The organism is Streptomyces sp. NPDC085927 (assembly GCF_044540975.1).
Taxonomy (GTDB): Bacteria; Actinomycetota; Actinomycetes; order Streptomycetales; family Streptomycetaceae; genus Streptomyces; species Streptomyces hirsutus.
The window spans coordinates 606,094-629,505 of record NZ_JBITSN010000001.1; the positions used below are offsets into that span (position 1 = coordinate 606,094).

General features: G+C 71.7%; 25 protein-coding genes. 13 read left to right on the forward strand and 12 right to left on the reverse strand.

The window, feature by feature from the left end:
* Positions 1-85: 85 nt before the first annotated feature.
* On the forward strand, positions 86-2,695 hold the full coding sequence (locus tag ACIF80_RS02775; protein ID WP_399799406.1) for an FG-GAP-like repeat-containing protein: 2,610 nt from the start codon (positions 86-88) through the stop codon (positions 2,693-2,695).
* Between the two features lie 89 nt (positions 2,696-2,784).
* Here the strand turns inward: ACIF80_RS02775 and ACIF80_RS02780 are convergent, their stop codons facing one another.
* On the reverse strand, positions 2,785-3,174 hold the full coding sequence (locus tag ACIF80_RS02780; RefSeq protein ID WP_399798492.1) for a hypothetical protein: 390 nt from the start codon (positions 3,172-3,174) through the stop codon (positions 2,785-2,787).
* Between the two features lie 273 nt (positions 3,175-3,447).
* Between ACIF80_RS02780 and ACIF80_RS02785 the strand changes: the two genes are divergently transcribed.
* Positions 3,448-3,942: a DUF1877 family protein gene (locus ACIF80_RS02785; RefSeq protein WP_399798495.1), complete on the forward strand. Its 495-nt coding sequence runs from the start codon at positions 3,448-3,450 to the stop codon at positions 3,940-3,942.
* Positions 3,943-4,020: 78 nt separating this feature from the next.
* On the opposite strand, the gene ACIF80_RS02790 is transcribed toward ACIF80_RS02785, so the two are convergent.
* The 3 genes from ACIF80_RS02790 to ACIF80_RS02800 form a co-directional block, all read right to left on the reverse strand.
* Positions 4,021-4,608, reverse strand: coding sequence for a hypothetical protein (locus tag ACIF80_RS02790; RefSeq protein WP_399798497.1), 588 nt, complete (start codon positions 4,606-4,608; stop codon positions 4,021-4,023).
* A gap of 106 nt (positions 4,609-4,714) precedes the next feature.
* On the reverse strand, positions 4,715-5,272 hold the full coding sequence (locus tag ACIF80_RS02795) for a hypothetical protein (protein WP_399798498.1): 558 nt from the start codon (positions 5,270-5,272) through the stop codon (positions 4,715-4,717).
* A gap of 149 nt (positions 5,273-5,421) precedes the next feature.
* A complete protein-coding gene (locus ACIF80_RS02800; RefSeq protein ID WP_399799408.1) occupies positions 5,422-7,020 on the reverse strand; it encodes a glycoside hydrolase family 20 protein in 1,599 nt (532 codons plus the stop codon).
* 155 nt (positions 7,021-7,175) lie between these two features.
* On the opposite strand from ACIF80_RS02800, the gene ACIF80_RS02805 reads away from it, so the two are divergent.
* From ACIF80_RS02805 to ACIF80_RS02825, 5 genes are all read left to right on the forward strand, one after another.
* Complete coding sequence (locus tag ACIF80_RS02805) at positions 7,176-7,862, forward strand: 2-oxo-4-hydroxy-4-carboxy-5-ureidoimidazoline decarboxylase (protein WP_399798500.1); 687 nt, start codon at positions 7,176-7,178, stop codon at positions 7,860-7,862.
* A gap of 298 nt (positions 7,863-8,160) precedes the next feature.
* Positions 8,161-8,541: a succinate dehydrogenase, cytochrome b556 subunit gene (gene sdhC, locus ACIF80_RS02810; RefSeq protein WP_074994201.1), complete on the forward strand. Its 381-nt coding sequence runs from the start codon at positions 8,161-8,163 to the stop codon at positions 8,539-8,541.
* Between the two features lie 5 nt (positions 8,542-8,546).
* Positions 8,547-9,029: a succinate dehydrogenase hydrophobic membrane anchor subunit gene (locus tag ACIF80_RS02815; protein WP_399798504.1), complete on the forward strand. Its 483-nt coding sequence runs from the start codon at positions 8,547-8,549 to the stop codon at positions 9,027-9,029.
* Between the two features lie 19 nt (positions 9,030-9,048).
* On the forward strand, positions 9,049-10,803 hold the full coding sequence (gene sdhA / locus ACIF80_RS02820) for a succinate dehydrogenase flavoprotein subunit (protein ID WP_399798506.1): 1,755 nt from the start codon (positions 9,049-9,051) through the stop codon (positions 10,801-10,803).
* Positions 10,803-11,582, forward strand: a complete 780-nt coding sequence (locus ACIF80_RS02825; protein ID WP_399798508.1) for a succinate dehydrogenase iron-sulfur subunit — start codon at positions 10,803-10,805, stop codon at positions 11,580-11,582. Before sdhA ends, ACIF80_RS02825 begins: the two co-directional genes overlap by 1 nt.
* Positions 11,583-11,668: 86 nt before the next feature.
* Here the strand turns inward: ACIF80_RS02825 and ACIF80_RS02830 are convergent, their stop codons facing one another.
* From ACIF80_RS02830 to ACIF80_RS02840, 3 genes are all read right to left on the reverse strand, one after another.
* Positions 11,669-11,935, reverse strand: a complete 267-nt coding sequence (locus ACIF80_RS02830) for a TM2 domain-containing protein (RefSeq protein WP_055606928.1) — start codon at positions 11,933-11,935, stop codon at positions 11,669-11,671.
* A 232-nt stretch (positions 11,936-12,167) separates the two neighbouring features.
* Entirely contained in the window at positions 12,168-12,584 is a 417-nt protein-coding gene (locus tag ACIF80_RS02835) for a DUF2752 domain-containing protein (protein WP_399798512.1), read from the reverse strand.
* A complete protein-coding gene (locus ACIF80_RS02840) occupies positions 12,577-13,071 on the reverse strand; it encodes a TM2 domain-containing protein (protein WP_399798515.1) in 495 nt (164 codons plus the stop codon). The genes ACIF80_RS02835 and ACIF80_RS02840 overlap by 8 nt, the downstream gene beginning before the upstream one ends.
* Before the next feature lie 201 nt (positions 13,072-13,272).
* Between ACIF80_RS02840 and ACIF80_RS02845 the strand changes: the two genes are divergently transcribed.
* On the forward strand, positions 13,273-13,683 hold the full coding sequence (locus tag ACIF80_RS02845) for a VOC family protein (RefSeq protein ID WP_399798517.1): 411 nt from the start codon (positions 13,273-13,275) through the stop codon (positions 13,681-13,683).
* 112 nt (positions 13,684-13,795) lie between these two features.
* Entirely contained in the window at positions 13,796-14,602 is an 807-nt protein-coding gene (locus ACIF80_RS02850; RefSeq protein ID WP_399798519.1) for a TetR family transcriptional regulator, read from the forward strand.
* 305 nt (positions 14,603-14,907) lie between these two features.
* On the opposite strand, the gene ACIF80_RS02855 is transcribed toward ACIF80_RS02850, so the two are convergent.
* A complete protein-coding gene (locus ACIF80_RS02855) occupies positions 14,908-16,269 on the reverse strand; it encodes a metallophosphoesterase (RefSeq protein WP_399798522.1) in 1,362 nt (453 codons plus the stop codon).
* Positions 16,270-16,293: 24 nt separating this feature from the next.
* Positions 16,294-16,542, reverse strand: coding sequence for an SCO4848 family membrane protein (locus ACIF80_RS02860; RefSeq protein ID WP_399798523.1), 249 nt, complete (start codon positions 16,540-16,542; stop codon positions 16,294-16,296).
* Positions 16,543-16,714: 172 nt separating this feature from the next.
* Here ACIF80_RS02860 and ACIF80_RS02865 point away from each other — a divergent pair, with 172 nt between their 5' ends.
* A complete protein-coding gene (locus ACIF80_RS02865) occupies positions 16,715-18,109 on the forward strand; it encodes a D-alanyl-D-alanine carboxypeptidase family protein (protein ID WP_399798527.1) in 1,395 nt (464 codons plus the stop codon).
* Here ACIF80_RS02865 and ACIF80_RS02870 read toward each other — a convergent pair.
* Positions 18,057-18,968 (reverse strand): YihY/virulence factor BrkB family protein, encoded by a 912-nt coding sequence (locus ACIF80_RS02870; protein ID WP_399798530.1) that lies wholly within the window; start codon positions 18,966-18,968, stop codon positions 18,057-18,059. The two genes, ACIF80_RS02865 and ACIF80_RS02870, sit on opposite strands and share 53 nt — an antisense overlap.
* 125 nt (positions 18,969-19,093) lie before the next feature.
* Here ACIF80_RS02870 and ACIF80_RS02875 point away from each other — a divergent pair, with 125 nt between their 5' ends.
* Positions 19,094-19,891, forward strand: a complete 798-nt coding sequence (locus ACIF80_RS02875; RefSeq protein WP_399798532.1) for a decaprenylphospho-beta-D-erythro-pentofuranosid-2-ulose 2-reductase — start codon at positions 19,094-19,096, stop codon at positions 19,889-19,891.
* 18 nt (positions 19,892-19,909) lie between these two features.
* On the opposite strand, the gene ACIF80_RS02880 is transcribed toward ACIF80_RS02875, so the two are convergent.
* Together ACIF80_RS02880 and trpS are read right to left on the reverse strand one after the other, a co-directional pair.
* Entirely contained in the window at positions 19,910-20,488 is a 579-nt protein-coding gene (locus ACIF80_RS02880) for a 2'-5' RNA ligase family protein (RefSeq protein ID WP_399798534.1), read from the reverse strand.
* A 239-nt stretch (positions 20,489-20,727) separates the two neighbouring features.
* Positions 20,728-21,741, reverse strand: a complete 1,014-nt coding sequence (gene trpS, locus ACIF80_RS02885) for a tryptophan--tRNA ligase (RefSeq protein ID WP_399798537.1) — start codon at positions 21,739-21,741, stop codon at positions 20,728-20,730.
* Between the two features lie 131 nt (positions 21,742-21,872).
* On the opposite strand from trpS, the gene ACIF80_RS02890 reads away from it, so the two are divergent.
* Together ACIF80_RS02890 and ACIF80_RS02895 are read left to right on the forward strand one after the other, a co-directional pair.
* Positions 21,873-22,433: an RNA polymerase sigma factor gene (locus ACIF80_RS02890; RefSeq protein ID WP_399798539.1), complete on the forward strand. Its 561-nt coding sequence runs from the start codon at positions 21,873-21,875 to the stop codon at positions 22,431-22,433.
* Positions 22,430-23,350, forward strand: coding sequence for a hypothetical protein (locus ACIF80_RS02895; protein WP_399798541.1), 921 nt, complete (start codon positions 22,430-22,432; stop codon positions 23,348-23,350). Before ACIF80_RS02890 ends, ACIF80_RS02895 begins: the two co-directional genes overlap by 4 nt.
* Positions 23,351-23,412 lie beyond the last annotated feature (62 nt).

Consider the following 23,412-nt stretch of genomic DNA (forward strand, 5'->3'; position numbering starts at 1 on the left):
GTACAGACCGCTCAGTCTGAAGCGGCGTGCGTGGCTGACCGTCGGAGCCGTCGTCCTGAGTGGCGCGGGCATCGCCACGTACGCGATGGCCGATCCGTCGGCCACGCCCGCGGACGCCAGGGAGAAGCCCCGCAGGCCGAGCGTGGACACAGTGAAGCTGGAGAACCGCGGTGCGGGCCGCCGCGGGCTGGACCGGCAGGACACGGACCGCTTCAGCGCGGTGCTCGTGACCTGGGACGACCCGGAGGACGAGGCCGTGGGCACGCCCCAGGTGCGGACCCGGGACCTGGAGACCGGGAAGTGGTCCGGCTGGCAGGAACTGGAGGACGAGCCGAACCAGGCCGAGGGCGCGGAGGGCGTTCGGGCGGCGACGCGCGGCGGTACGGCCTCGGTGTGGACCGGTGCCTCCGACGGGGTCGAGGTGCGGGTGGTGAAGGCCGACGGCGCCCAGGCGGGCGGCCAGCCGGCCGGCATGGACGTGAAGCTGCTCGACCCGGGCACGGACCCGAAGGGCGCCCCGGACGTGGCCGCCCTGGATCCGGTGGCGTTCACGGCGGAGACCACGGCCCCGGCGACGCCGGGACCGACGGAGACGACTCCGCCCCCCGTGGCCACGGAGACGGCGACGGAGACCGGGGCACCCACCGGCACCCCGTCGGAGACGGCGACCGGGACGAAGACCCCGACGGACTCCGCGTCACCGACGGATTCCACGTCCCCGCCGGAGTCCCCCTCCCCCACGCCCACCGTGCCCGAGTCCCGCCCGTCGACGGTCGTGAAGCCGCCGGTCATCACGCAGGCGGAGTGGGGCGCGTCCACGGACTACGACGGCACGCCGAGCTACGGCACCGAGATCAAGGCCGCCGTCATCCACCACACCGGTGTGAGCAGCGACAACCGCGTGTCCTGTGCCGAGTCGCGCGCCCGGATGCGCTCCATCCAGCAGGAGCACTTCGCACGCGGTTACTTCGACATCGGCTACAACTTCGTCGTCGACCGCTGCGGTCAGATCTTCGAGGGCCGCAGCGGTGGCATGGACCTGCCGGTGGTCGGCGCGCACGACGTCGGCTTCAACACCGACACGCTCGGCCTCTCGTACCTCGGCAACTTCGAGGACGTACAGCCGAGCCGCCCCGCGATGGACGCGATGGCGCGGATCATCGCCTGGAAGTTCGGCATGTACGGCATCGACCCGACCGGCCGGGTCACGCTGACCTCCGGTGTGGACGCGGGTGTGAGCGGCAACAAGATCGCCAAGGGCGAGTCGGTCACCCTGCCACGGGTCTTCGGCCACCGGGACACCAACAACACGGCCTGCCCGGGCAAGAACCTGTACCCGAAGCTGTCCCGCATCGCCACCCTCGCCAGGACCCCGGGCATCTCGCACTCCCTGCCCACCTCCGACTACAACCGTGACGGCCTCGCCGACCTGGTCGCCGGTGTGCCCAAGGCCAACGCCGTGCGGGTGATCCCCGGCGGCATGAACGGCCCGGTGACCCCGGAGAAACTGTCGCTCACCCAGAGCAGCCCCGGCGTGCCCGGCTCCTCCGAGTCCGGTGACGCCTTCGGTACGTCGACCGCGTGGGGCGACGTCAATGGCGACGGCTACGCCGACCTGGCGATCGGGGTCCCCGGCGAGGACGACACCAGCGGCCACGCCGACCGGGGCGCGGTCACCGTGATGTACGGACCGACGCTGACCAAGGGCTTCTCGTACACGACGACAGGCGTGACGGAGACCGGCGCGAAGCTCGGTACCACGGTCGCCGTCGGAGACTTCGACGCCGACGGCAAGGCGGACGTGTTCGCGGCCGGCACCGGCCGGGGCGGCAACTGGAGCGTTCGGAAGCAGACCGCCGTGACCAAGTACGGCACGCTGACCTCCGCCACGGGTTCGGTCTCCTACCTGGACGCCGCGAGTGGCGACTTCAACCGGGACGGCTACGCGGACATCGCCCTCAACTACCGCGACACCGGCGGCACCAGCCGCGTGATGCGTTTCGCGGGCTCCGCCTCCGGGCTGACCAAGGTGGGTGTCATCTCCGTCAAGGGCGGCCGCTCCATCGCCGCGGGCGACATCAACGGCAACGGCTACGACGACATCGTCATCGGCCAGCCGGTCGCCGCCGAGTCGGGCGGCACGACCTCGGGCGGGCGGATCACCATGGTCCTGGGCACGTCGGCCGGGTTCACCACCACCGGCATGAAGACGCTCCACCAGAACACGGCGTCCGTCCCCGGCGGCAACGAGTCCGGTGACGCACTCGGTACCTCGGTGTCCATCGGCGACTACAACGCCGACGGGTACGCGGACGTCCTGGCCGGCGCCCCCGGCGAGGATCTCACCCGCAGCGGCGCCAACCGCTCCAATGCGGGCAACGCGATCCTGCTCCGGGGCGCTTCGTCCGGGCTCACCGGTACCGGGTCGGTCGCTGTCTCCCAGGACACCTCCGGCGTTCCGGGCTCCACGGAGTCGGGCGACAGCTTCGGCTCCTCCGTGTCCCTCACCGACCTGTCGGGCTACGGCCGCGCGGACCTCACGTTCGGCGCCGACGGCGAGGACAGCGGCAACGGCGTCGTCACGTACGTGCCGAGCAACGGCTCGGGGCTCGGTTTCGGCGACTCGTACATGTTCGGCAAGGGGACCCTGGGCACCCCGACGGGCGCCCGTCTGGGCCAGGCCCTGACGCCGTAACCGCGCGGAGGCCGGCACGCACCACGGCCGGGGACCCGTGCAGGACACGGGTCCCCGGCCGGGACGTGCAGGCGGCGGCGCCCGTCACCTCAGCGGTCCCCGCTCGACGCGTCCCGGCACAGCAGGCGCAGGGACCCCTCGGCCGTGTAGCAGCGGCGGGCCTCCTCGACCGGGTCCCAGAGGCGGCCGTCGGGGGTACGGATCCAGTGCTCGCCGCCCGAGACCCACCACTCGCCGCCGGTCTGACGCACGATCACCTCGCCGGCGTAGGCACCGAACCCGCGCAGCACCGTCTCCACGGCGGCGTAGGGGGCCGCCTCCCGGCGTATGTCCTCGATGGCGCGGTCGACGCTCCACAGGCTGCGCGCCGAGTAGTCGAGGCGCAGCCGCGCCCCCTCGCGCATCGCCGTCACGGTGTCCGCCGCCCACCGCACGGGTTTGGTCGCGGCCGAGGGCCGGGTCTCCTGCTGTGTCGTCACAGTCGTCGCAGTCGTCACACCCGATAGAGCGCTCCGGCCCGCGGTTTTGTCACCCGGACGGGCGCGGTCGCGGGCAACCGGCGCAGAACCGCCCCGGCTCCGCCGCGGCACGGTCACATGAGCGGCCGTTCCGGCTGGCGGGCGGTCCGGCGGGCGGGCGGTCCGGCGGGCGGGCGGTCCGGCGGGCGGGCGGTCCGGCGGGCGGGCGGGCGGGCGGGCGGGGCGATCGACACCCGGGTGACGGATCGGGTCCCGGCCGCGCTCATATCTTCGATGAGTACGTACTTCCACTTCCGCGCCGTGCCTCCCTCGGCCCTGCGCAACAGCCCTGTCTGGCTGCTGCGGCTGTTCGAGGACGACTGGGACACCGTGCGCGAACGCATCGGCCGGCACCGCGAGGAGGTCCTCGACAAGGGCTACCTCGACCACGAGTTCCTCTACGCGGGCGCTCTCCCGCCGCACGCGCCGGACGGACCGCCCGCGCACGTCGTGCTCGGTGGCCGGCCGGTCTCCCCGCCCGGTCCCGACCGGCCGCCGTTCCTGTTACTCACCGCGGCGCAGGCCGGCCGGGTCGCCGGCTTCCTGAGGACCGCCGACTTCGACGCGCTGTGGCGGCGGGCCCGTGACCGGATCGTCCCGCGTCATGGCGACCCGGACATGGAGCGGCAGATACGCGGCGTCTTCGCGGCGGCCCACCGCGACCTGACCGCGTTCTACTCGCGCGCGGCGCAGCAGCGCGAGGCGGTGGTGAAGTGGTTGCTCCTATGAACCGGCGGCGGTCCTTCCGGCCCGGCCCCTCGTCCCTCCCGGCCCCTCGTCCCTCCCGGCCGCTCGTCCCGCCCCCGGTCAGCCGTCCCTGCGGCTCCGGCGGGAGAGGGCCGCGACCAGGACGCGCCGGCCCTCCGTCGAGACCTCCAGCGCGCGCCGCAGCCCGGCCGGGCCGTGACCGGCCAGCACCTCCAGGACGGTGATCTGACGGCGCAGTTCGGCGGTGCAGAGCGGTGACAGTGGCAGACCCTCCGTACGGCCCCCGCGGGCCCCCTCGACCGCGTCCGTCACGTCCTCGGCGGGGTCGCCGCCGTCCAGGAAGCGGTGGACCCGCAGTGCGGCGACCGAGCAGGCGTGGGCCCACTCGCGCAGTGCGGCGGTGGAACGCTCCGCCGGGGCGGTGGTGAGCATCCGGTGCGCGAGCGCCGCCGCCACCTCGGCGCCGCGCGTGCCGTCCGCGCCGTGCGCCGCGTCGAGCTTGCCGCGGATCTGCTCCAGCCGCTCGGCCCACTCCTCGGCGGCGGCGTCCTCGGCGAGGCTCTCCCACAGGGGGCGCAGCGTCTCGTCGTCACCGCCCAGCAACGGCACACAGCGATCCAAACAAGCCATCCCACTCGCGGCCAGCCCTCGCTCGTCGGCCTGCGCGATCAGTTCCACCAGGCTCATCCACGTCTCCTCAGCGGGTCTTCGCAGGCCTCCGAAAAGGCCCTTCACGGACCTCACCGACACGGAGGCCGCACTTTCCCTTACTGCGTGCGACGGGCCGGGAGTGTCACAGAGGGACGACGCCGAGCCGGTCGAGCAGTCTGAAGAATAGGTTTTCGGCCAATGGTTCGGGGTCGGCGGTCAGCACTTCGACCAGTTCCTCCACGGACACGGTGCGTCCGGCCTCGGCAGCCCACTCGACGGCCCGGTCGGCGGCGTCCCGGGGCTCCAGGAAGTAGTCCTCCAGCGTGAGGCCGTTCTGCACCACGCCCTCCGCGCCCTCGACACCGTCCGCCCCGCCGGTGCCGTCCGCCGTCGGAGCGCCGAGGTAGCCGGCCATCGCGGACCGCGCCAGGCAGGTCGTCCAGGCGCCGCTCTCCGGTGCCGCCGCCTCCACCACCACGCAGGCGCTGTCCATCACGTAGGCGAACAGCGCGGGTGCGCCGGTCTCCCGGGCGAGGTCGTTCATGTTCCCTATGCCGCCGTCGCCGCTCGGGTACTCCCAGACCTGCCATCCGCCCGGCGCCGACGTGCGCAGGGTCATCCCCCGGGCGCCGGCCAGCGCGTCCCGTTCGGTGAGCGGCCGCTCGTCGCGGCCCACGACGAAATACCCCCAGTAGCCCATGTGCTGGTATTCCCCCCGGTGTATCGGTTTCGGCTCGTCAGAAGACCACCACAGTCGTACGGGGGTTCGCAGGAATATGCCGTGATCCATCCCGCGGAACTCCTCCGGAACCCACCGAAGTCCGCCGAAACCGCCGTATCCGGTCCGGCTCAGTCCACCTCGTCCGCCAGGCTCCGGAACTCCGCCCAGGACAGCGCCGGGTCGGCCGGGTCCCAGAGCTTCTGCACGGTCGCCCGCAGCGGCATCCTGATCCCGGCCGCGACCTGCTCCTCGCTCTGCGAACCGGACAGGTCGCACCAGATGGCGAAGGACCCGCCGAGGATCTGGCCGTCGTACCGGGAGGGCACGGCGGTGGTGCCGCGCAGCACGCGCGGCGTCCACTGCTCGTAGATCCGCTCCCCCGTCGGGTAGACGAAGTCGTTCGGCTCGCCCAGCACGTAGTAGAGGTACTCGTCGTTGTAGTTGAGGACCTCGCGGCCCTCGCTCAGGTAGTCCGCCGGCTGCCGGGCGCCGATCTCCTTGCCGGTCCAGTAGGCGACCTGGATGTCCTTCGCGGCCCGCACCGAACCGCCCTCGAAGAAGCCGTCGTTCCAGGCGCGGAGCGTGCGCGCGTGGGCGCGGACGGTGTCGGCGCGGTCGTTGAGCCAGCTCGTGGCCAGGTCCTCGACCGTGGCACCGGGGCCGTGCTTCTTCCGCGCGGCGGCGGCGAGTCCCGGGAACGACGCCTCCGGGTCGGACACCACCAGCGCCTGGTACTCGTCGGCGCCGAGGTGCCACTGCGAGCCGGGGAACAGCTCCGCGTACTCGTTCAGCAGGTCGTCGACGATCTCTGCGGATTCGGGATCGGAGATGTCGATCGCCCCGCGCACGGCCCCGCCGCCCGCGTTGCGCAGCTGGAGGCCGGGGTGGGCGGCGAGGACGGCGCCGAGGTGTCCGGGCGAGTCGATCTCGGGCACGACGGTGATGTGCCGGCTCGTGGCGAGGTCGACGATCCGCTTGACCTGCGCCTTGGTCAGATGCTGGTCGGCCACGATCTCCGGGTGCGAGTCGGACTCGATGCGGAAGCTCTGGTCGTCGGAGAAGTGCAGACCCAGTTCGTTGAACTTCAGGTCACCGAGTTCACGGACCCGGTCCTCGATCCAGCCGGCGGTGAAGTGCTTGCGCGCGATGTCCAGCATCATCCCGCGCCGCTGCTTGGCGGGCTCGTCGCGCACGACCCCCTCGGGGGCGGTCCCGGCCCCGCGGATCTGCTGCTTGAGGGTGCGGGTGCCGTAGAAGACGCCCGCCTCGGCGGGGGCGCTGACGGTCACCCGCCCGCCCCGCACGGTCATCGTGTACGACTCGGGGTTCGCGCCCTTGCCCCTGTTCAGCTCCAGACGCAGGTCCCCGGCGCGCTCGTCGCCCTTCTGCCCCGCGTACGCCAGGCCCAGCTCGCCGGCTACGAGGCGGCCCTCGTCCGCCAGGGCCGGATCGCCGACGACCACCCGGTGACCGCGTTCGGGCCGCCAGCCGGGGCCGCGCTCGGCACTGTGGTCGCGGACGGCGGGGATGGTCCGGGGTGCCCGGGACAAGGGGTAGGAACGGGTGGGGCTCGGCTCGGACTCCCCGGACGGCGGCGAACCCGCCGTGTCCCCGGAGCGGGAGGCGGCGGAACCGGCCGGACCGCCGTCGTCCGACGTCACCCAGAGGCCGACGCCCACGCCGGAGGCCGCGACCACCGCGCCCGCCGTGAGGGCCACGACCAGCATCCGCCGCCGCCTCACCTGGTGCGCGGACGGCCGACGCCTGTGCTGCCTGTGCTGACTCACACGCCCAACCTACGGCCCATCCGGGTGACGGGCGTCGGTGAGCTGTTCCGAAACTCTCCCGTCCGAGTGAATCTCGACTATCGATCGGACACGTCATGGACTCACTCGATAACGTGTCGGCACAACTCTCACACCATCGGCCACTCAACCCCCATCCCTTCCCCCGCACCGACACACACGTGACGCCCCGAGGACCCACGCTGCCTGCGCACCGTCTCCCGCCCCTCCCCGACCGGGTCGCCATACCCGCACAGTCGCGCGGCACCCCCGGAGCATCCGGGGCGCCCGACACGCCCGGCGTCCCGTCCGGACTGGACCACTTCAACGCCGCGGCCACCGAGGACGCCGAGCGCGCCCTGCTGGCCTGCCTGCACAGCCCCCGCTGGGCCGTGCGCGTCGCGGCCCACCGCCCGTACCCGGATCTGGAAGCCCTCCTGGCGGCGGCGGACGAGGCGGCCTACGACCTGCCCCGCACGGACCGCGCCGACGCGCTGGCCACGGAAGCCCTCCCCGATCTCCCGGCGGACGCCTACTCCGCGGCCCATACGGCCCTGAACGCGGCCAATGTGGCCTATGAGGCCCGTTTTGGACATCCGTTCGTCATCTGCGTCGACGGTCTGAAGCCGGACGAGGTCCTGGACCACGTACTCGAAGGCATCCGGTCACGATTGGCCAACGATCCCGAGGAGGAGCGCCTGGTGGCAGCGGAGGAACTCCGGCGCCTGGCCCGGGGCCGCCTGGCCGCCCTCCTCGCGCACGACGGGCCGCCGACCGGCCTCTGACGGGCCGCTCACGGGCCGCCGCACCCGCCCGGAGCCGCCGCCAAGCCTGCACCAAGCCGCCCAAAAGCCCCCTCTGCGGCGCCTCGGAACCCTTCCCGGCGCCCGCCCCGGCACCTGTCCCGCAGCCCGCCTCTCTAGTCCGTAAGCGTGCCGGTTCGATCACAGCGGCAGGGCCCCTGTCCGCCCCGCGTCCATACGTGGCTACGATGCTGGGGGCCGGTGGACCGTACCCGGCCGGGCCCGACCGACATGGAGAAAGCCGGCGCGGCCCCAACCCCCGCTCCCGGAGGAAAATTCCGTGCCGGCTGGAACGCTGTACCGCGGCCGGGAAGGAATGTGGTCCTGGGTGGCTCATCGAGTCACCGGCGTCCTCATCTTCTTCTTCCTGTTCGTCCACGTGCTGGACACCGCCCTCGTGCGAGTGTCCCCGGAGGCCTACGACACCGTCGTGGCCACGTACAAGACGCCGATCGTCGCGCTGCTGGAGTACGGCCTCGTCGCCGCCATCCTCTTCCACGCGCTCAACGGCCTGCGTGTCATCGCCGTCGACTTCTGGCTCCAGGGCGCCCGGTACCAGAAGCAGATGCTCTGGACCGTCGTCGCCGTGTGGGTCGTGCTGATGATCGGGGCGCTCTACCCCGTGCTCGGCCACGCCGCTCGTGAACTGTTCGGGAGCTGACGCCAATGTCCACGACTGAATCCACCGCTTCGGGCATCGGCCCCGTCGAGGGCGCGTCGCCCTACTCGGTCGACAACCCGGCGCCGGTCATCGAGCCCCCGCGCAAGCGGACCAAGAAGACCCCGAAGACCACCCGGGGCAACTTCGAGATGGCCGCCTGGCTGTTCATGCGCCTGTCCGGCGTCGTCCTGGTCGTCCTGGTCATCGGTCACCTGCTGATCCAGCTCGTGCTGGACGGCGGCGTCTCCAAGATCGGCTTCGCCTTCGTGGCGGGCCGCTGGGCCTCGCCGTTCTGGCAGGTCTGGGACCTGCTGATGCTCTGGCTCGCGATGCTGCACGGCGCGAACGGCCTGCGCACGGTCATCAACGACTACGCGGAGCGCGCGAACACCCGGCTGTGGCTCAAGGGCCTGCTCTACACCGCCACGGTGTTCACCATTCTGCTGGGCACGCTGGTGATCTTCACCTTCGACCCGAACATCCGCTAGGCACGGGGCTGCGAGAATCATGAAGATCCACAAGTACGACACCGTCATCGTCGGCGCCGGTGGCGCGGGCATGCGCGCGGCCATCGAGTCCACGAAGCGCAGCCGCACCGCCGTGCTGACCAAGCTCTACCCCACCCGCTCCCACACGGGCGCCGCGCAGGGCGGCATGGCCGCCGCGCTGGCCAACGTGGAGGAGGACAACTGGGAGTGGCACACCTTCGACACGGTCAAGGGCGGTGACTACCTGGTCGACCAGGACGCCGCCGAGATCCTGGCGAAGGAGGCCATCGACTCCGTCCTCGACCTGGAGAAGATGGGCCTGCCGTTCAACCGCACCCCGGACGGCACCATCGACCAGCGCCGCTTCGGCGGACACAGCCGCAACCACGGCGAGGCCCCGGTCCGCCGCTCCTGCTACGCGGCCGACCGCACCGGTCACATGATCCTCCAGACGCTGTACCAGAACTGCGTCAAGGAGGGCGTGGAGTTCTTCAACGAGTTCTACGTCCTGGACCAGCTGATCACCGAGGTCGACGGCGTCAGGAAGTCGGCCGGTGTGGTGGCGTACGAGCTGGCCACCGGCGAGATCCACGTCTTCCAGGCGAAGTCCGTGATCTACGCCTCCGGCGGCACCGGCAAGTTCTTCCGGGTGACGTCCAACGCGCACACCCTGACCGGTGACGGCCAGGCGGCCGTGTACCGGCGCGGGCTTCCGCTGGAGGACATGGAGTTCTTCCAGTTCCACCCGACCGGCATCTGGCGCATGGGCATCCTGCTGACGGAGGGCGCCCGCGGTGAGGGCGGCATCCTGCGCAACAAGGACGGCGAGCGCTTCATGGAGAAGTACGCGCCGGTCATGAAGGACCTCGCCTCCCGCGACGTCGTGTCCCGGTCCATCTACACGGAGATCCGTGAGGGCCGCGGCTGCGGTCCCGAGGGCGACCACGTCTACCTGGACCTCACCCACCTCCCGCCGGAGCAGCTGGACGCCAAGCTGCCCGACATCACGGAGTTCGCGCGGACCTACCTGGGCATCGAGCCGTACACGGACCCGATCCCGATCCAGCCGACCGCGCACTACGCCATGGGCGGCATCCCGACGAACGTCCAGGGCGAGGTGCTGGCGGACAACACCACCGTCGTCCCCGGCCTGTACGCGGCGGGCGAGGTGGCCTGCGTGTCCGTGCACGGCGCCAACCGGCTGGGCACCAACTCGCTGCTGGACATCAACGTGTTCGGCAAGCGGGCCGGCATCGCGGCCGCCGAGTACGCGCACACCACCGACTTCGTCGAGCTGCCGGAGAACCCGGAGTCCTTCGTCGTCGGGCAGATCGAGCGGCTGCGGTCCTCCACCGGCACCGAGCGGGTGGCCGAGATCCGCCGCGAGCTGCAGGACACCATGGACGCCAACGTCATGGTGTTCCGCACCGAGCAGACGATCAAGACGGCGGTGGAGAAGATCGCGGAGCTGCGCGAGCGCTACCTGAACGTCTCCATCCAGGACAAGGGCAAGCGGTTCAACACCGACCTGCTGGAGGCGATCGAGCTGGGCAACCTGCTCGATCTGGCCGAGGTCATGGCCACGTCCGCGCTCGCCCGCAAGGAGTCCCGTGGCGGTCACTACCGCGAGGACTACCCGAACCGGGACGACGTCAACTTCATGCGCCACACCATGGCGTACCGCGAGGTGGGCGACGACGGCTCCGAGTCGATCCGGCTCGACTACAAGCCGGTCGTCCAGACCCGCTACCAGCCGATGGAGCGTAAGTACTGATGGCTACCCCTGTTATGGACAAGGCGGACGCGGCCGGATCGCCCGAGCCCGGCTTCGGCGACTCCCCGTACATCACCGCGACCTTCCGGATCCGCCGGTTCAACCCGGAGGTCTCGGACGAGGCGGTCTGGGAAGACTTCCAGCTGGAGATCGACCCCAAGGAGCGCGTCCTCGACGCGCTGCACAAGATCAAGTGGGATCAGGACGGCACCCTGACCTTCCGCCGTTCCTGCGCCCACGGCATCTGCGGCTCCGACGCCATGCGGATCAACGGCAAGAACCGCCTGGCGTGCAAGACGCTGATCAAGGACCTCAACCCCGAGAAGCCGATCACGGTCGAGGCCATAAAGGGCCTCACGGTCCTCAAGGACCTGATCGTGGACATGGAGCCGTTCTTCCAGGCGTACCGGGACGTGATGCCCTTCCTGATCACGAAGGAGACCAACGAGCCGACGCGTGAGCGGCTGCAGTCCGCCGAGGACCGCGAGCGCTTCGACGACACCACGAAGTGCATCCTGTGCGCCGCCTGCACGTCCTCGTGCCCGGTGTTCTGGAACGACGGCCAGTACTTCGGTCCGGCCGCCATCGTCAACGCGCACCGGTTCATCTTCGACTCGCGCGACGAGGCCGGCGAGCAGCGCCTGGAGATCCTCAACGACCGTGACGGCGTGTGGCGTTGCCGTACGACCTTCAACTGCACGGACGCGTGCCCGCGTGGCATCGAGGTCACCAAGGCGATCGCCGAGGTGAAGCGGGCGCTCATCACGCGTCGCTTCTGACGGCTTCGCCCGTACATGCCTGAGGCCCCGATCCGGCTGGATCGGGGCCTCAGGCATGTACGGCGACCGGAACGGCCGGCGTCGCGTCAGCCGCGCAGGACGCGGCCCTGCTTGTCGGTGCGGTCGTTGCTCACGAGGAACATGACGCCGTCGATCAGTGCCCAGAAGCCGAGGCCACCACAGGTGAGCAGCTGGGCGATGCCGATGCCGACGGAGCCGACGTAGAAGCGGCCGATGCCCAGGGTCCCCAGGAAGATCTGGAGGATACCGGCGACGATCTTCGACTTGTCGGAGTAGGGACGGCCCTGCGGGTCGTGGCCGTACGGGGCCTGGGGGCCGGCGGGGACGGTCATGGCGCTGCTCCTGGGGAGAAAGGTGTGACGCGCCGGGCAGGTTGCCCGGACGGCTCAGGAGGGACCACCGGAAATCCGCGTACGGATCCCGCGCAACTACTGCGCTGTAACTCACGGTTCGCAAACCGTCCCCCCTGCGCGAAAGGAGCGTAAGGGGACCGGCGATCGAACGGGAAAGCGGAAAGCCTAATGTTCCCGTTCCGTGATCAACTCAGCCCGGTTCCCGCCCATTTCAGACGATGTTGCGGGCCACTGTCCAGGCCACCGCCACCGCCAGGATCGACACCTGGGCCCAGGGCGCGATCCGGGGCGCCCAGGTGCGGCCGCGCAGCCCTTCCAGCGTCCAGCGCCCCCACAGTGCCAGTGCGAAGGGCGCGGCGAGCAGCAGGGCCCTGTTGTCCAGCCAGGCGGCGGCGAACTGGCCGTGCATCAGGTCGTACACCATGCGCGTGCCGCCGCAGGCGGGGCACAGCAGGCCGGTGACGGCCCGCAGCGGGCACTGGGGCAGGAGGTGACCCGGCTCGTGCGGGTCGGTGCCCCACAGGTAGGCGGCACCCGCCGCGCCCGCGGCCAGCACCGCGACGGGGGCCGCCGCGGGATGCCACCGCGGCCGCCCCCGGGACGGGGCGGGCGGGGCCGCGTCAGCCACGCAGGATCCGCCCGTGGGCGTCCGTGCGGTCGTTGCTGACCAGGTACATGATGCCGTCGATCAGCGCCCAGAAGCCGAGCCCGCCGCAGGTGAGCAGCTGGGCGATGCCGATGCCGACCGAGCCGGTGTAGAAGCGGCCGATGCCGAACGAGCCGAGGAAGAGCTGGAGGATACCGGCGACGATCTTCGACTTGTCGGAAAGGGGACGCCCGTAGGGGTCGTACCCGTAGGGCGCGCCGGGGTCGGGAGCACCGGGGGCGAACCCGGCGGGCGGGGGCTGCTGGAAGCCGGGCGGGGGCGGGTAGCCACCGGGCGGCGGGGGGTAACCGCCGGGCGGCGGGGGGTAACCGCCGGGGGGCGGGTAGCCGTAGGCGGGCTGCTGGGATCCGGACTGCGGGTAGCCGTAGGGGCCGGATGGGTCGGCTCCGCCGGAGTTCGGGGGGCCGAAGCCGGGCGGCGTGGACGGCTGCTGCGGCTGCTCGCTCACAGTGGGTCTCTCCTGAAAGATACGGATAACTGTCGGTCATCTTGCAGGACTCGGGCGGCAATGAGAAGTCGGAACCCGGGCGGGGACTTTCCGGCACGATCCGCCGGCCGGGTTCCGGCGCCGTCCGCCCGGACGAGTGACCCTCCGCCTCCCGGTCGCCGCTTCTGCCCGCTGTGCACCGGTACCACCTAATGTGACGTCATGTCAGACGATGAGTCCTACGAACTGCTCGGGTTCGACCATGTGCTGCTGCCCGTCGGGGACCTCGACGAGGCCGTCGGATTCTACGGACGGGCCGGGTTCCCGGTCGGCTTCCGGCTGGACGAGGCCGGGATCGTCCTGCTGAAGGTGGGCGGCGAGACGCCCGGGGTACTGCTGCGGCACGAGGAGGGTCTGGGCTGCCGGCCACCGGCCTGGCCCTCCGCCCGGATGTGGCTGGAGGTGCCGGACGCCCGTGTCGCCGCCGAGGCCCTGGAGAGCGCCGGGATCGGTCTGCTCGACGGGCCGTTCCCGGGCGCCACCGGCTGGACCGTCGAGTTCGCCGATCCCTGGGGGAACGTGGTGGGCCTGACCGACTACACCAAGCGCCCGCAACTGGGCCGACGGCCATAGGCCGTGTCCGCCCCCCTGCCCGGCGGGGGCACACCCCTCGTCGGTGCGGGCCGCGCGGCCGCGGGGGCCCGCGCGCCCGGCGGGTCCGAACGGCAGGCCCTAAGCTCTGTCCGTGTCCGTGAAGAACGACGGTCCCGGTGACGGTGCCGCACTCAGCAAGTCCGAGCAGACCCGCGCCCTGATCCTGGAGACGGCCATGCGGCTGTTCCAGGAACGCGGGTACGACAGGACGACCATGCGGGCCATCGCCACGGAGGCCGGGGTCTCCGTCGGTAACGCGTACTACTACTTCGAGGGCAAGGAACACCTGATCCAGGGGTTCTACGACCGGATCGCCGCCGAACACCAGCGGGTGGCCCGGGAGACCCTGGAGCGGGAGACCGACCTGGAGGCCCGGTTCGCGGGCGTGCTGAAGGCGTGGCTGGACATCGCCACCCCGTACCACGAGTTCGCGGTGCAGTTCTTCAAGAACGCCGCCGATCCCGACAGCCCGCTCAGCCCCTTCTCGCCCGAGTCGGAGCACGCGCGCGCGGAGGCGATCAGCGTCCACCAGGAGGTGCTGGCCGGTTCCGGGGCCAAGGTGCCCCCGGAGTTGCGGGAGGCACTGCCGGAGCTGATGTGGCTGGCGCAGATGGGCCTCGTCCTGTACTGGATCTTCGACCGCACCGAGAACCGTGAACGCAGCTACCGTCTCGCCGAGCGCGGCGCCCGCATCACCGCGCGGGGCGTCGCCCTGGCCCGGTTCCGGGTCCTGCGCCCGCTGGTCCGCGAGGTCCACGACATGTTCACGGAGTTCCTGCCGGGGATGACCGAGATGCTGCCGGACCCGGCGAAGGACCGGGAGGCGCCCGCCGGCCACGGCGAAGAGCCCCAGGGGGCGCCCGCCGGCGGCGACGGGCGCCCCGGTCCGGTCAGCTGACGGCGTCCACCTCACCGGGGGCGAGTTCCACGTCGTGCACCAGCGGGCCGCCGAGCACCGTCACCCGCCCCGCGCGGGAGCCGTATGGGGCCGCCGCCACGGGATGGTCTCCGGGGCCCGCCGGGAGGAACCCGGGCCCGGTTAGGGCCTGTCCTGTGCGGACGAACGGCCTGTATGTCCGGTGGTGGTCCGGGTACGGGTACGGGTTTTCCTGCTCCGGGAGACCGGGAGGCCGGGGCGAGGGGGCGGGGGCTCGGGGCCGCACCGCAGGCCCCGGGGTGGTCCCTGGGCCCGCGGTGTCGCCGTCAGGTCTGCTTCGACGCCAGTTCGATCACCGTGATGTCCGACGGCGCGCCGATCCGGGTCGGCGGGCCCCAGGCACCGGCGCCGCGGCTGACGTACAGCTGGGTGTCGCCGTAGCGGTCCAGGCCCGCGAGGGTCGGGTTGGCGGCTGCGGCGAGGTAGCTGGCGGGCCAGAGCTGGCCGCCGTGGGTGTGGCCGGAGAGCTGGAGGTCGACGCCGTGGTCGACGGCCTCGTGGACCATCACCGGCTGGTGGGCGAGGAGCACGCACGCGCGGGCCCGGTCCCGGTCGCCGAGCGCCCGCGCGTAGTCGGGTCCCTGGCCGTCACTCTCACCGGCCAGGTCGTTCACCCCGGCGAGGTCGAAGTGCGGGAGTTCCGTACGCGCGTTCTCCAGCGGATTCAGGCCGAGTCGGCGCACCTCGTCGACCCACTCCTCGGCACCGGAGAAGTACTCGTGGTTCCCCGTGACGAAGAAGGAGCCGTGACGTGCCCTCAGCTGCGCGAGCGGGGCCGCGGCCGGGCCGAGTTCCTTGACCGTGCCGTCCACCAGGTCGCCGACGACCGCGATCAGGTCGGGCTGGGTCGAGTTGATCGTGTCGACGACCTTCTGCGCGAAGCCCCGGCCGAGGACCGGCCCCAGGTGGATGTCGCTGACCACGGCGATCCGGTAACCGTGCGCCGCGCGCGGCAGCTTGGCGAGCGGCACGGTGACCCGCTTCACCTGCGGCCCGCGCACCACGCCGTACGTTCCGTACCCGACCGTCCCGACCGCCGCCGCGGCGGCGGCCCCGGCGACCACCCGGGAGACGAACAGCCGCCGGGAGGGGCCGGCGGGGGCCTCCGGGGTGGTGGGGTCACCGGGGGCGCCGGCGGGGGGCGTGGAGGGCGTGGTACCGGTCGGCGCGGGGGCGCCCGCGTCCGCCGGCTGTGACGTTCCGGGTGCGGCCGATGTGGCCGGGGCGCCCGGTGCGGTCGCGGCGGCCGTCGCGCCCGCCGGTATCGGTGTCGGCTCCTGGTGCGGCGGCGTTGCCGTGCGGCGTGCCCGGCGCTCCAGGACCCGGCGCAGCACCGGGCGGACGGCCTCGCCCACGAGCACCGCGAGGAGCAGGTAGAGGCACAGGGCCAGCCAGAGGTAGCCGGGCCAGGCGAGGACCTGCTTGAGCCAGAACGGGGCACCGCTGCGCGTGGCGAAGAACGCCGCGAAGGTCAGCGCCCAGCCTCCGGCGATCACCACCGCGCCGACGCGGCGCACGGTGCCCGGAGCCCTGGTCGTGTCGCGGAACAGACGGCGCCACAGGTACCAGCTGCCCGTCACCAGGACGGACAGGACCAGCAGTGCGACGAGTACGAAGACGATGACCACGGTGTGGTGTTCCCCAGATTTCCGTTACGACGTCCGTGACGTCCGGCTCAGTGCGCGCAGACCACGCAACCCGATGCCTCCGACGACCGTCCCCAATACGAAGGAGACGACGGCCAGCAGCAGATGGACCCAGAAATACGCCGTCGGCTCGCCGTCGTCGAAGGCGAGCCCGCTGCCGTCATTGACCAGGTTCTTGACGAAAGTGATCCAGATGATCCAGCTCCACACCCCGAAGGCGAGCAGGAACCAGGAGACGGGGCGGCTGAGTTTCACCAGATCTGACCTTTCATCGCAACGCCGGGCGCCCGGATCCGGCCGGGGCTCCGGGGGTGGTCCCCGGGGCGGGCACGGCATGGTTCCAGTATCACCGGCCGGTGTCCGGTTCCGTTCGCGGGGTGGGGAGGGAGGGGGGACTTCCTCGGGCACTGCATGTACGTTTCCGACCGTGCCCGCACCCAAAAACTCCATCCGGCGCTCATTGCTGGTCACTTCCCTCATAGTGCTGTCCACCGCACTGACCGCTCCCGTCGCCCTCGCAGCCCCGAGCCCGTCGGCCGGCCCTTCCTCCAGGCCCTCGGCCGGCTCCTCGGCCACGGCCACGGCCGACCCGTCGAAGAGCCCCTCGAAGAAGCCCTCGAAGAAGCCGAAGGGGTCGAACGGCTCCAAGGCCGCTCCTCCGGCGAAGATGTCGACGGTGGGCGGCGCCCGGCTCGGGCGGGCGGGGACCCAGGTCAACCTCGCGAGCGGCGTGCCGGTGCTGCCGAAGGGCCTGTCGGCCCGGTCCTGGATCGTCGCCGACGCCGAGTCGGGCGAGGTGCTCGCCGCGCACAACGCGCACTGGCAGCTGGCCCCGGCGAGCACCCTGAAGATGCTGTTCGCCGACACCCTGCTGCCGAAGTGGCCCAGCTCGACGGAGCACAAGGTCGAGTCCTCCGACCTGGCCGGCATCGGCTCCGGTTCCAGCATGGTCGGGATCAAGGAGGACGAGACGTACACCGTCCACGACCTGTGGCTCGGGGTCTTCCTCCGCTCGGGCAACGACGCCGTGCGGGTGCTGGCCGCCATGAACGGGGGTGTCGAGAACACCGTCGAGGAGATGAACGAGCACGCCGAGGAGCTCCAGGCCCTCGACACGGTCGTGGCGAGCCCGGACGGCTACGACGCCGAGGGACAGGTGTCGTCCGCGTACGACCTGACCCTGATCGCCCGTTCCGGGCTGCAGAAGAAGGACTTCCGGGAGTACGCCTCGACGGTCCGCGCGGACTTCCCCGGTGAGACGAAGAAGAACAAGAAGGGCAAGAAGGTCCGCGAGTCCTTCGAGATCCAGAACACCAACCGGCTGCTGTCCGGCGACTACGACGTACCCGTCTACGAGGGCATCGCGGGGGTGAAGAACGGCAACACCACCAACGCGGGCGCCACCTTCACCGGGGTCGCCGAGCAGGACGGCAGGGTCCTGCTCGTCACCGTGATGAACCCGGAGAAGAAGGAGAGCAACGAGGTCTACAAGGAGACCGCGAAGCTGCTCGACTGGGGGTTCAAGGCGGCCGGCAAGGTCGATCCGGTGGGTGAGCTGGTGCCGCCCAGGAGCGCCGCGCAGGACGGTGCCCGGCCGGGTGCCAGTGCCTCCCCCGGCGAGGCGGGCGGCACGGGCGAGGGCGCGCTCGGCGCCGCGGGCGGCAAGCCGGTGGCCAGTGCCGCGGCCGGGGGCGGGGCCGGTGGCGTCGGGACCGCGCTCGCCGTCACGGGCGGGGTGCTGGTGCTGCTCGCGGGCGGGGCGTTCCTGGTCAACCGCCGCTGGCCGCTGCCGGATCTGGTGCGCCGCCGTCCGCGTCCGTGACCCCCTCGGTCTCCTGGCTCTGCGTCGCCGTCCAGGCGGCGCAGAACACGACCAGTTTCATGGTGAAGTTGATCCACAGCAGCAGGGCGACCGGGACACCGAACGCGCCGTACATGCTCTTCGCGGCCACGCCCTGCATATAGCCGCTGAGCAGCAGTTTCAACAGTTCGAAGCCGACCGCGCCGATGAGCGCGGCCACGACCAGACGGCGGCGGGCGGGTTCGACGCCGGGCAGCGGCGACAGGACGTACAGCAGGAGCAGGAAGTCGGCGCCCGCGGCGACGGCGAAGGCCGCGATCCGCAGCACGATCCCGCCCCAGCCGCCCTTCTCCAGCCCGATGGCGTCACTGATCCAGCCGACCGCCGCCGAGGCGACCGTGGAGGCGGCCAGGGTGACCAGGACCGCGCCGCCGAGCCCGACCAGGGTGCCCGCGTCCTTGGCCTTGCGCAGGACGGGGTTCTCCTCCGGGTCGGACAGCTCCCAGACCGCGCGCAGGCACTCCCGCGTCGAGCCGGCCCAGCTGATGCCGGTGAACAGCAGGACGGCACCGGCGATGAGGCCGACGGTGCCGGCGTTCTCCACCAGGCCCGCGACGTCCAGCTGGTCGGAGATGCCGGGCACCTGCTCGGTGAGCTTCTCCTGGAGCGTGTCCTGCTGCTCCTGGCTGAGCATGGCGGCGCCGACCGCGGCGGCGACGGTGAGCAGCGGGAACAGCGCGACGAAGCTGGTGAACGTCATCGCGGCGGCCAGCCGGGTCCAGTGCACCCGCTCCATCCGCTCGTAGGACCGCCACGCGTGCGTGAGCATCAGCCGCGTGACCCACGGGCCGACGACCGGGAGTTTCTTCAGCCAGTCCATGAACCGCCTTTGCCCCTGTGGGTGAAATCCCATGTCCGGAGCGACATCCCATTAATCACCCGTTCCGGGGAGCGGCGCAAGGTTTCAGAACTAATCGCCCATATAGGGGCGATACGGTCACCGACATGCCTGATGACACCGTCTCCCCCACGGGATGGGGCCGCATCGCTCCCGCCGCGGCCCGTCTGCCCCGGTCCCTGCTCGTCCTCGGTGGCACGTCCGAGATCGCGCTGGCCACGGCGCGCCGGCTGATCGCCCGCCGTACCCGCACGGTGTGGCTGGCGGGCCGGCTCTCCCCCGCGCTGGACCGGGCCGCGGAGCAGTTGCGCGGCCTGGGCGCCCAGGTGCGCGTCATCGCCTTCGACGCCCTCGACCCCGCCTCCCACGAGAGCGTCCTCGGCAAGGTCTTCACGGACGGTGACATCGACATGGTGCTGCTCGCCTTCGGCACCCTCGGCGACCAGGCCCACGACGAGCGGTCGCCCCGGGCCGCCGTCCGGGTCGCGCAGACCAACTACACCGGCGCGGTCTCCTCGGGTCTCGTGTGCGCGGGAGCTCTCCAGAACCAGGGGCACGGCTGCCTGGTGGTGCTGTCGTCCGTCGCCGGCGAGCGGGCCCGCCGCGCGGACTTCATCTACGGCTCCAGCAAGGCCGGCCTGGACACCTTCGCCCAGGGCCTCGGCGACGCGCTGTACGGCACGGGCGCGCACGTCATGGTCGTACGCCCCGGCTTCGTCCGTGCCCGGACGGCCACCGCTCTGCCCCGGGCGCCGCTCGCCACCACCCCGGAGGCGGTCGCGACGGCGGTCGAACTGGGGCTGCGCCGCCGCGCGGAGACGGTGTGGGTGCCGGGCAGGCTGCGCGTGGTGATGTCGGTGCTGCGGCACCTGCCCCGGGCGGTGTTCCGGCGGCTGCCGGTCTGAGGCCCTCCGGCCCGGAGGTCAGTGGGCGGTGACGGAGCCGAGGTCGGCGCGGCCGGACTGCGGGGGCACCACCAGCGAGCCGAACGGGAACTCCCGCAGCTTGCGCCACACCCCGTCGGCACCCTGTTCGTAGAGCGCGAATCCGGTGCAGGGCCACCGCGCCTCGTAGTCGGCGAGTTCCTCGAAGGCGCGGTCCATCGCCGCCTCCTCGATGCCGTGCGCCACGGTGACGTGCGGGTGGTACGGGAACTGCAGCTCCCGCGCGACGGGGCCGGACGCGTCGCGGACCTGCTTCTGCAGCCAGGTGCAGGCCTCGGCGCCCTCCGCGATCCGGACGAACACGACCGGTGACAGGGGCCGGAAGGTACCGGTGCCGGAGAGCCGCATGGGGAACGGGCGGCCGGTCGCGGCGACCTCGCTCAGATGCGTCTCGATGGCCGGCAGGTCGCCCTCGCCGACCTCCGTCGGCGGCAACAGGGTGACATGCGTGGGGATACCGTGAGCAGCGGCGTCACCGAAGCCCGCGCGCAGCTGCTGAAGCCGGCTGCCGTGAGGCTCCGGGACCGCGATCGACACACCGATCGTTACGGTCCCCACGTCGTCTCCTTCGTTCCGTCGTTGCCGTCGTTTCCGTCGTTGTGGTGGTGCAGGTCCGGGCGGTGGTGCCGGTCCGGCACACAGCGGGTGGCCGCCGAAGCGGCCGCCCTCGTATCGACTGTACGACCACGGCCCGCTCCCGGGCAGGCGCAGCCGTAGTGATGTACGGCGCTCACCCGGTGGTACGAATCGGTGCCGGGTCCGCGTTCAATTCCGTGGCGACCGGAGCCGGGGCCGGGTCAGTGCTTGGCGGGCAGGAAGCCCACCCGCTCGTAGGCCAGGGCGAGGGTCTCCGCGGCGACGGCGCGGGCCTTCTCGGCGCCCTTGGCCAGGATCGAGTCGAGCGTCTCGGGGTCGTCCAGGTACTGCTGGGTGCGCTCCTTGAACGGGGTCGCGAACTCGACCATGATCTCGGCGAGGTCCGTCTTCAGCGCACCGTAGCCCTTGCCGGCGTAACGCTCCTCCAGCTCGGCGACGCTCGCTCCGGTGAGGGTCGAGTGGACCGTGAGGAGGTTGCTCACACCCGGCTTGTTCTCCACGTCGTAGCGGATGACGGTGTCGGTGTCGGTGACCGCGCTCTTCACCTTCTTGGCGGTGGCCTTCGGGTCGTCGAGGAGGTTGATGAGGCCCTTCGGCGTGGACGCCGACTTGCTCATCTTGACCGTCGGGTCCTGGAAGTCGTAGATCTTCGCCGTCTCCCTGAGGATGTACGGCTTCGGGACGGTGAAGGTCGGGCCGAACCGGCCGTTGAAGCGGTCGGCGAGGTCGCGGGTCAGCTCGATGTGCTGGCGCTGGTCCTCGCCCACCGGCACCTCGTGCGCCTGGTAGAGCAGGATGTCGGCGACCTGGAGGATCGGGTACGTGAACAGGCCGACGGAGGCACGGTCGGCGCCCTGCCTGGCCGACTTGTCCTTGAACTGGGTCATGCGGGAGGCCTCGCCGAAGCCGGTGAGGCAGTTCATGACCCAGCCGAGCTGGGCGTGCTCGGGGACGTGGCTCTGGACGAAGAGGGTGCAGCGGTCCGGGTCGAGTCCGGAGGCCAGCAGCTGGGCGGCGGCGAGCCGGGTGTTGGCCCGCAGCTCGGCCGGGTCCTGCGTGACCGTGATCGCGTGCAGGTCGGCGAGCATGTAGAACGCGTCGTGCGTCTCCTGCAGGGCCACCCACTGGCGGACGGCGCCGAGGTAGTTGCCGAGGTGGAACGAGCCTGCGGTGGGCTGGATTCCGGAGAGCACGCGAGGACTTTCAGAGGCCATGCCCCTCATTCTCTCAGGTTCCCGAGGGCGGTCCGGAACCGACCGGAAACAGGTGGGAACCGGATCGTCTCCGGCGGTGTAACAAAGGTGTGAGGACGCGGGAGGGGGGCCGCATCGTCGATGAGACCGCGGTGATCGCACGGGTGCGCGCCGGAGAGCCGGAGGCGTACGCGGAACTGGTGCGGGCCCATACGGGCATCGCGCTCAGGGCGGCCACCGCGCTCGGGGCGGGTGCGGACGCGGAGGACGTGGTGCAGCAGGCCTTCGTCAAGGCGTACTGCGCGCTGGGCAGGTTCCGGGACGGCATGGCGTTCCGGCCGTGGCTGCTGTCGATCGTGGCCAATGAGACGAGGAACACCGTGCGCGCGGCGGCCCGCCGGTACAGCCTCGCCGGCCGTGAGGCGGTGTTCGCGGAGGCGGAGCCGGTGATACCGGAATCGGCGGATCCGGCGGTGGTGACGCTGGAGACGGAGCGCCGCGCCGCACTGACGGCCGCTCTGGAGAAGCTGAGCGAGGAGCATCGTCTGGTCGTCACCTACCGCTATCTGCTGGAGATGGACGAGCAGGAGACCGCCCAGGCCCTGGGCTGGCCCCGGGGCACGGTGAAGTCCCGGCTGAACCGCGCCCTGCGGAAACTGGAGCGTCTGCTGCCGGACTTCCGGCCCCGGGAAGTGGGTGACAACCGAGCATGAGCGAGTCGCACGACGGTGACGGTGCCACCGAGGGCGGGCGTGCCGAGGCCGCCCGGCTGCGCGAGGAACTGCGGGCGCTCGGCCGGTCCCTGGACGGGCAGGGGGGTGCGGGCGGGCCCGAGTCGATGGTCGAGCGGGTGCTGGAGCGGATACTCGCCGAGGGCCTGCCCGTTCCGGTGGCCGGGCCGCCGGGTGCCGCGGAGCGGCTGCGGGTGGTGCGGAGCCGGGCGCGGGTGGCGCGGAGCCGGGTGCGGGCGCGATGGCGGTCGCTGGCCGCCACGCTGTGCGGGCTGCTGACGGTGCTCGCGTTGACGCCGCCGGTGCGGGCGGCGGTGTCCGACTGGTTCGGCTTCGGCGGGGTGGAGGTGCGGTACGACGCGTCGGCGGTGCCGTCCGAGGGCGCCGAGGTGCCGGGCTGCGGGCCGTCGGTGCCGCTCGGCCGGGCGGAGCGGCGGGCGGGGTTCGCGCCGCTGGTGCCGAAGGCGCTGGGCACTCCGGACGCGGTGACGGTGAGCGGTCTGCCGCGCGGCCGGTTCCTGGTGAGCCTGTGCTGGCGGGAGCGGGGGCGCACGATCCGGCTGGACCAGTTCCCGGCTCGGCTGGACGTCATGTTCACCAAGAGCGTGCGGGAGCAGCCCGAGTGGCTGTCTCTGGGCGGGGAGCGTGCCGGGGACGGCGGGGTGCCGGATCCGGCGCTGTGGTTCCCGCGGCCGCATCTCCTGAGTTTCTGGCTGGTGGACGCGGACGGTCACCGCTTCACCCGAAAGGAGCGCACGGCCGGTCCGACGCTGCTGTGGATGGACGGCGGCAGGGTCGGCGCGGGGGACGCGAGTGAGGTGACGTTGCGGCTGGAGGGGGAACCGTCCGAGGCGCGGGCGCTGGAGATCGCGGAGTCGGTGGGGCCGTGGAAGCCGTGAAGCCGCCGACCCCCTGGAGCCCGTGGGGTGGGGGCCACCGGTGGGTTCTCGAATGGGGGCCG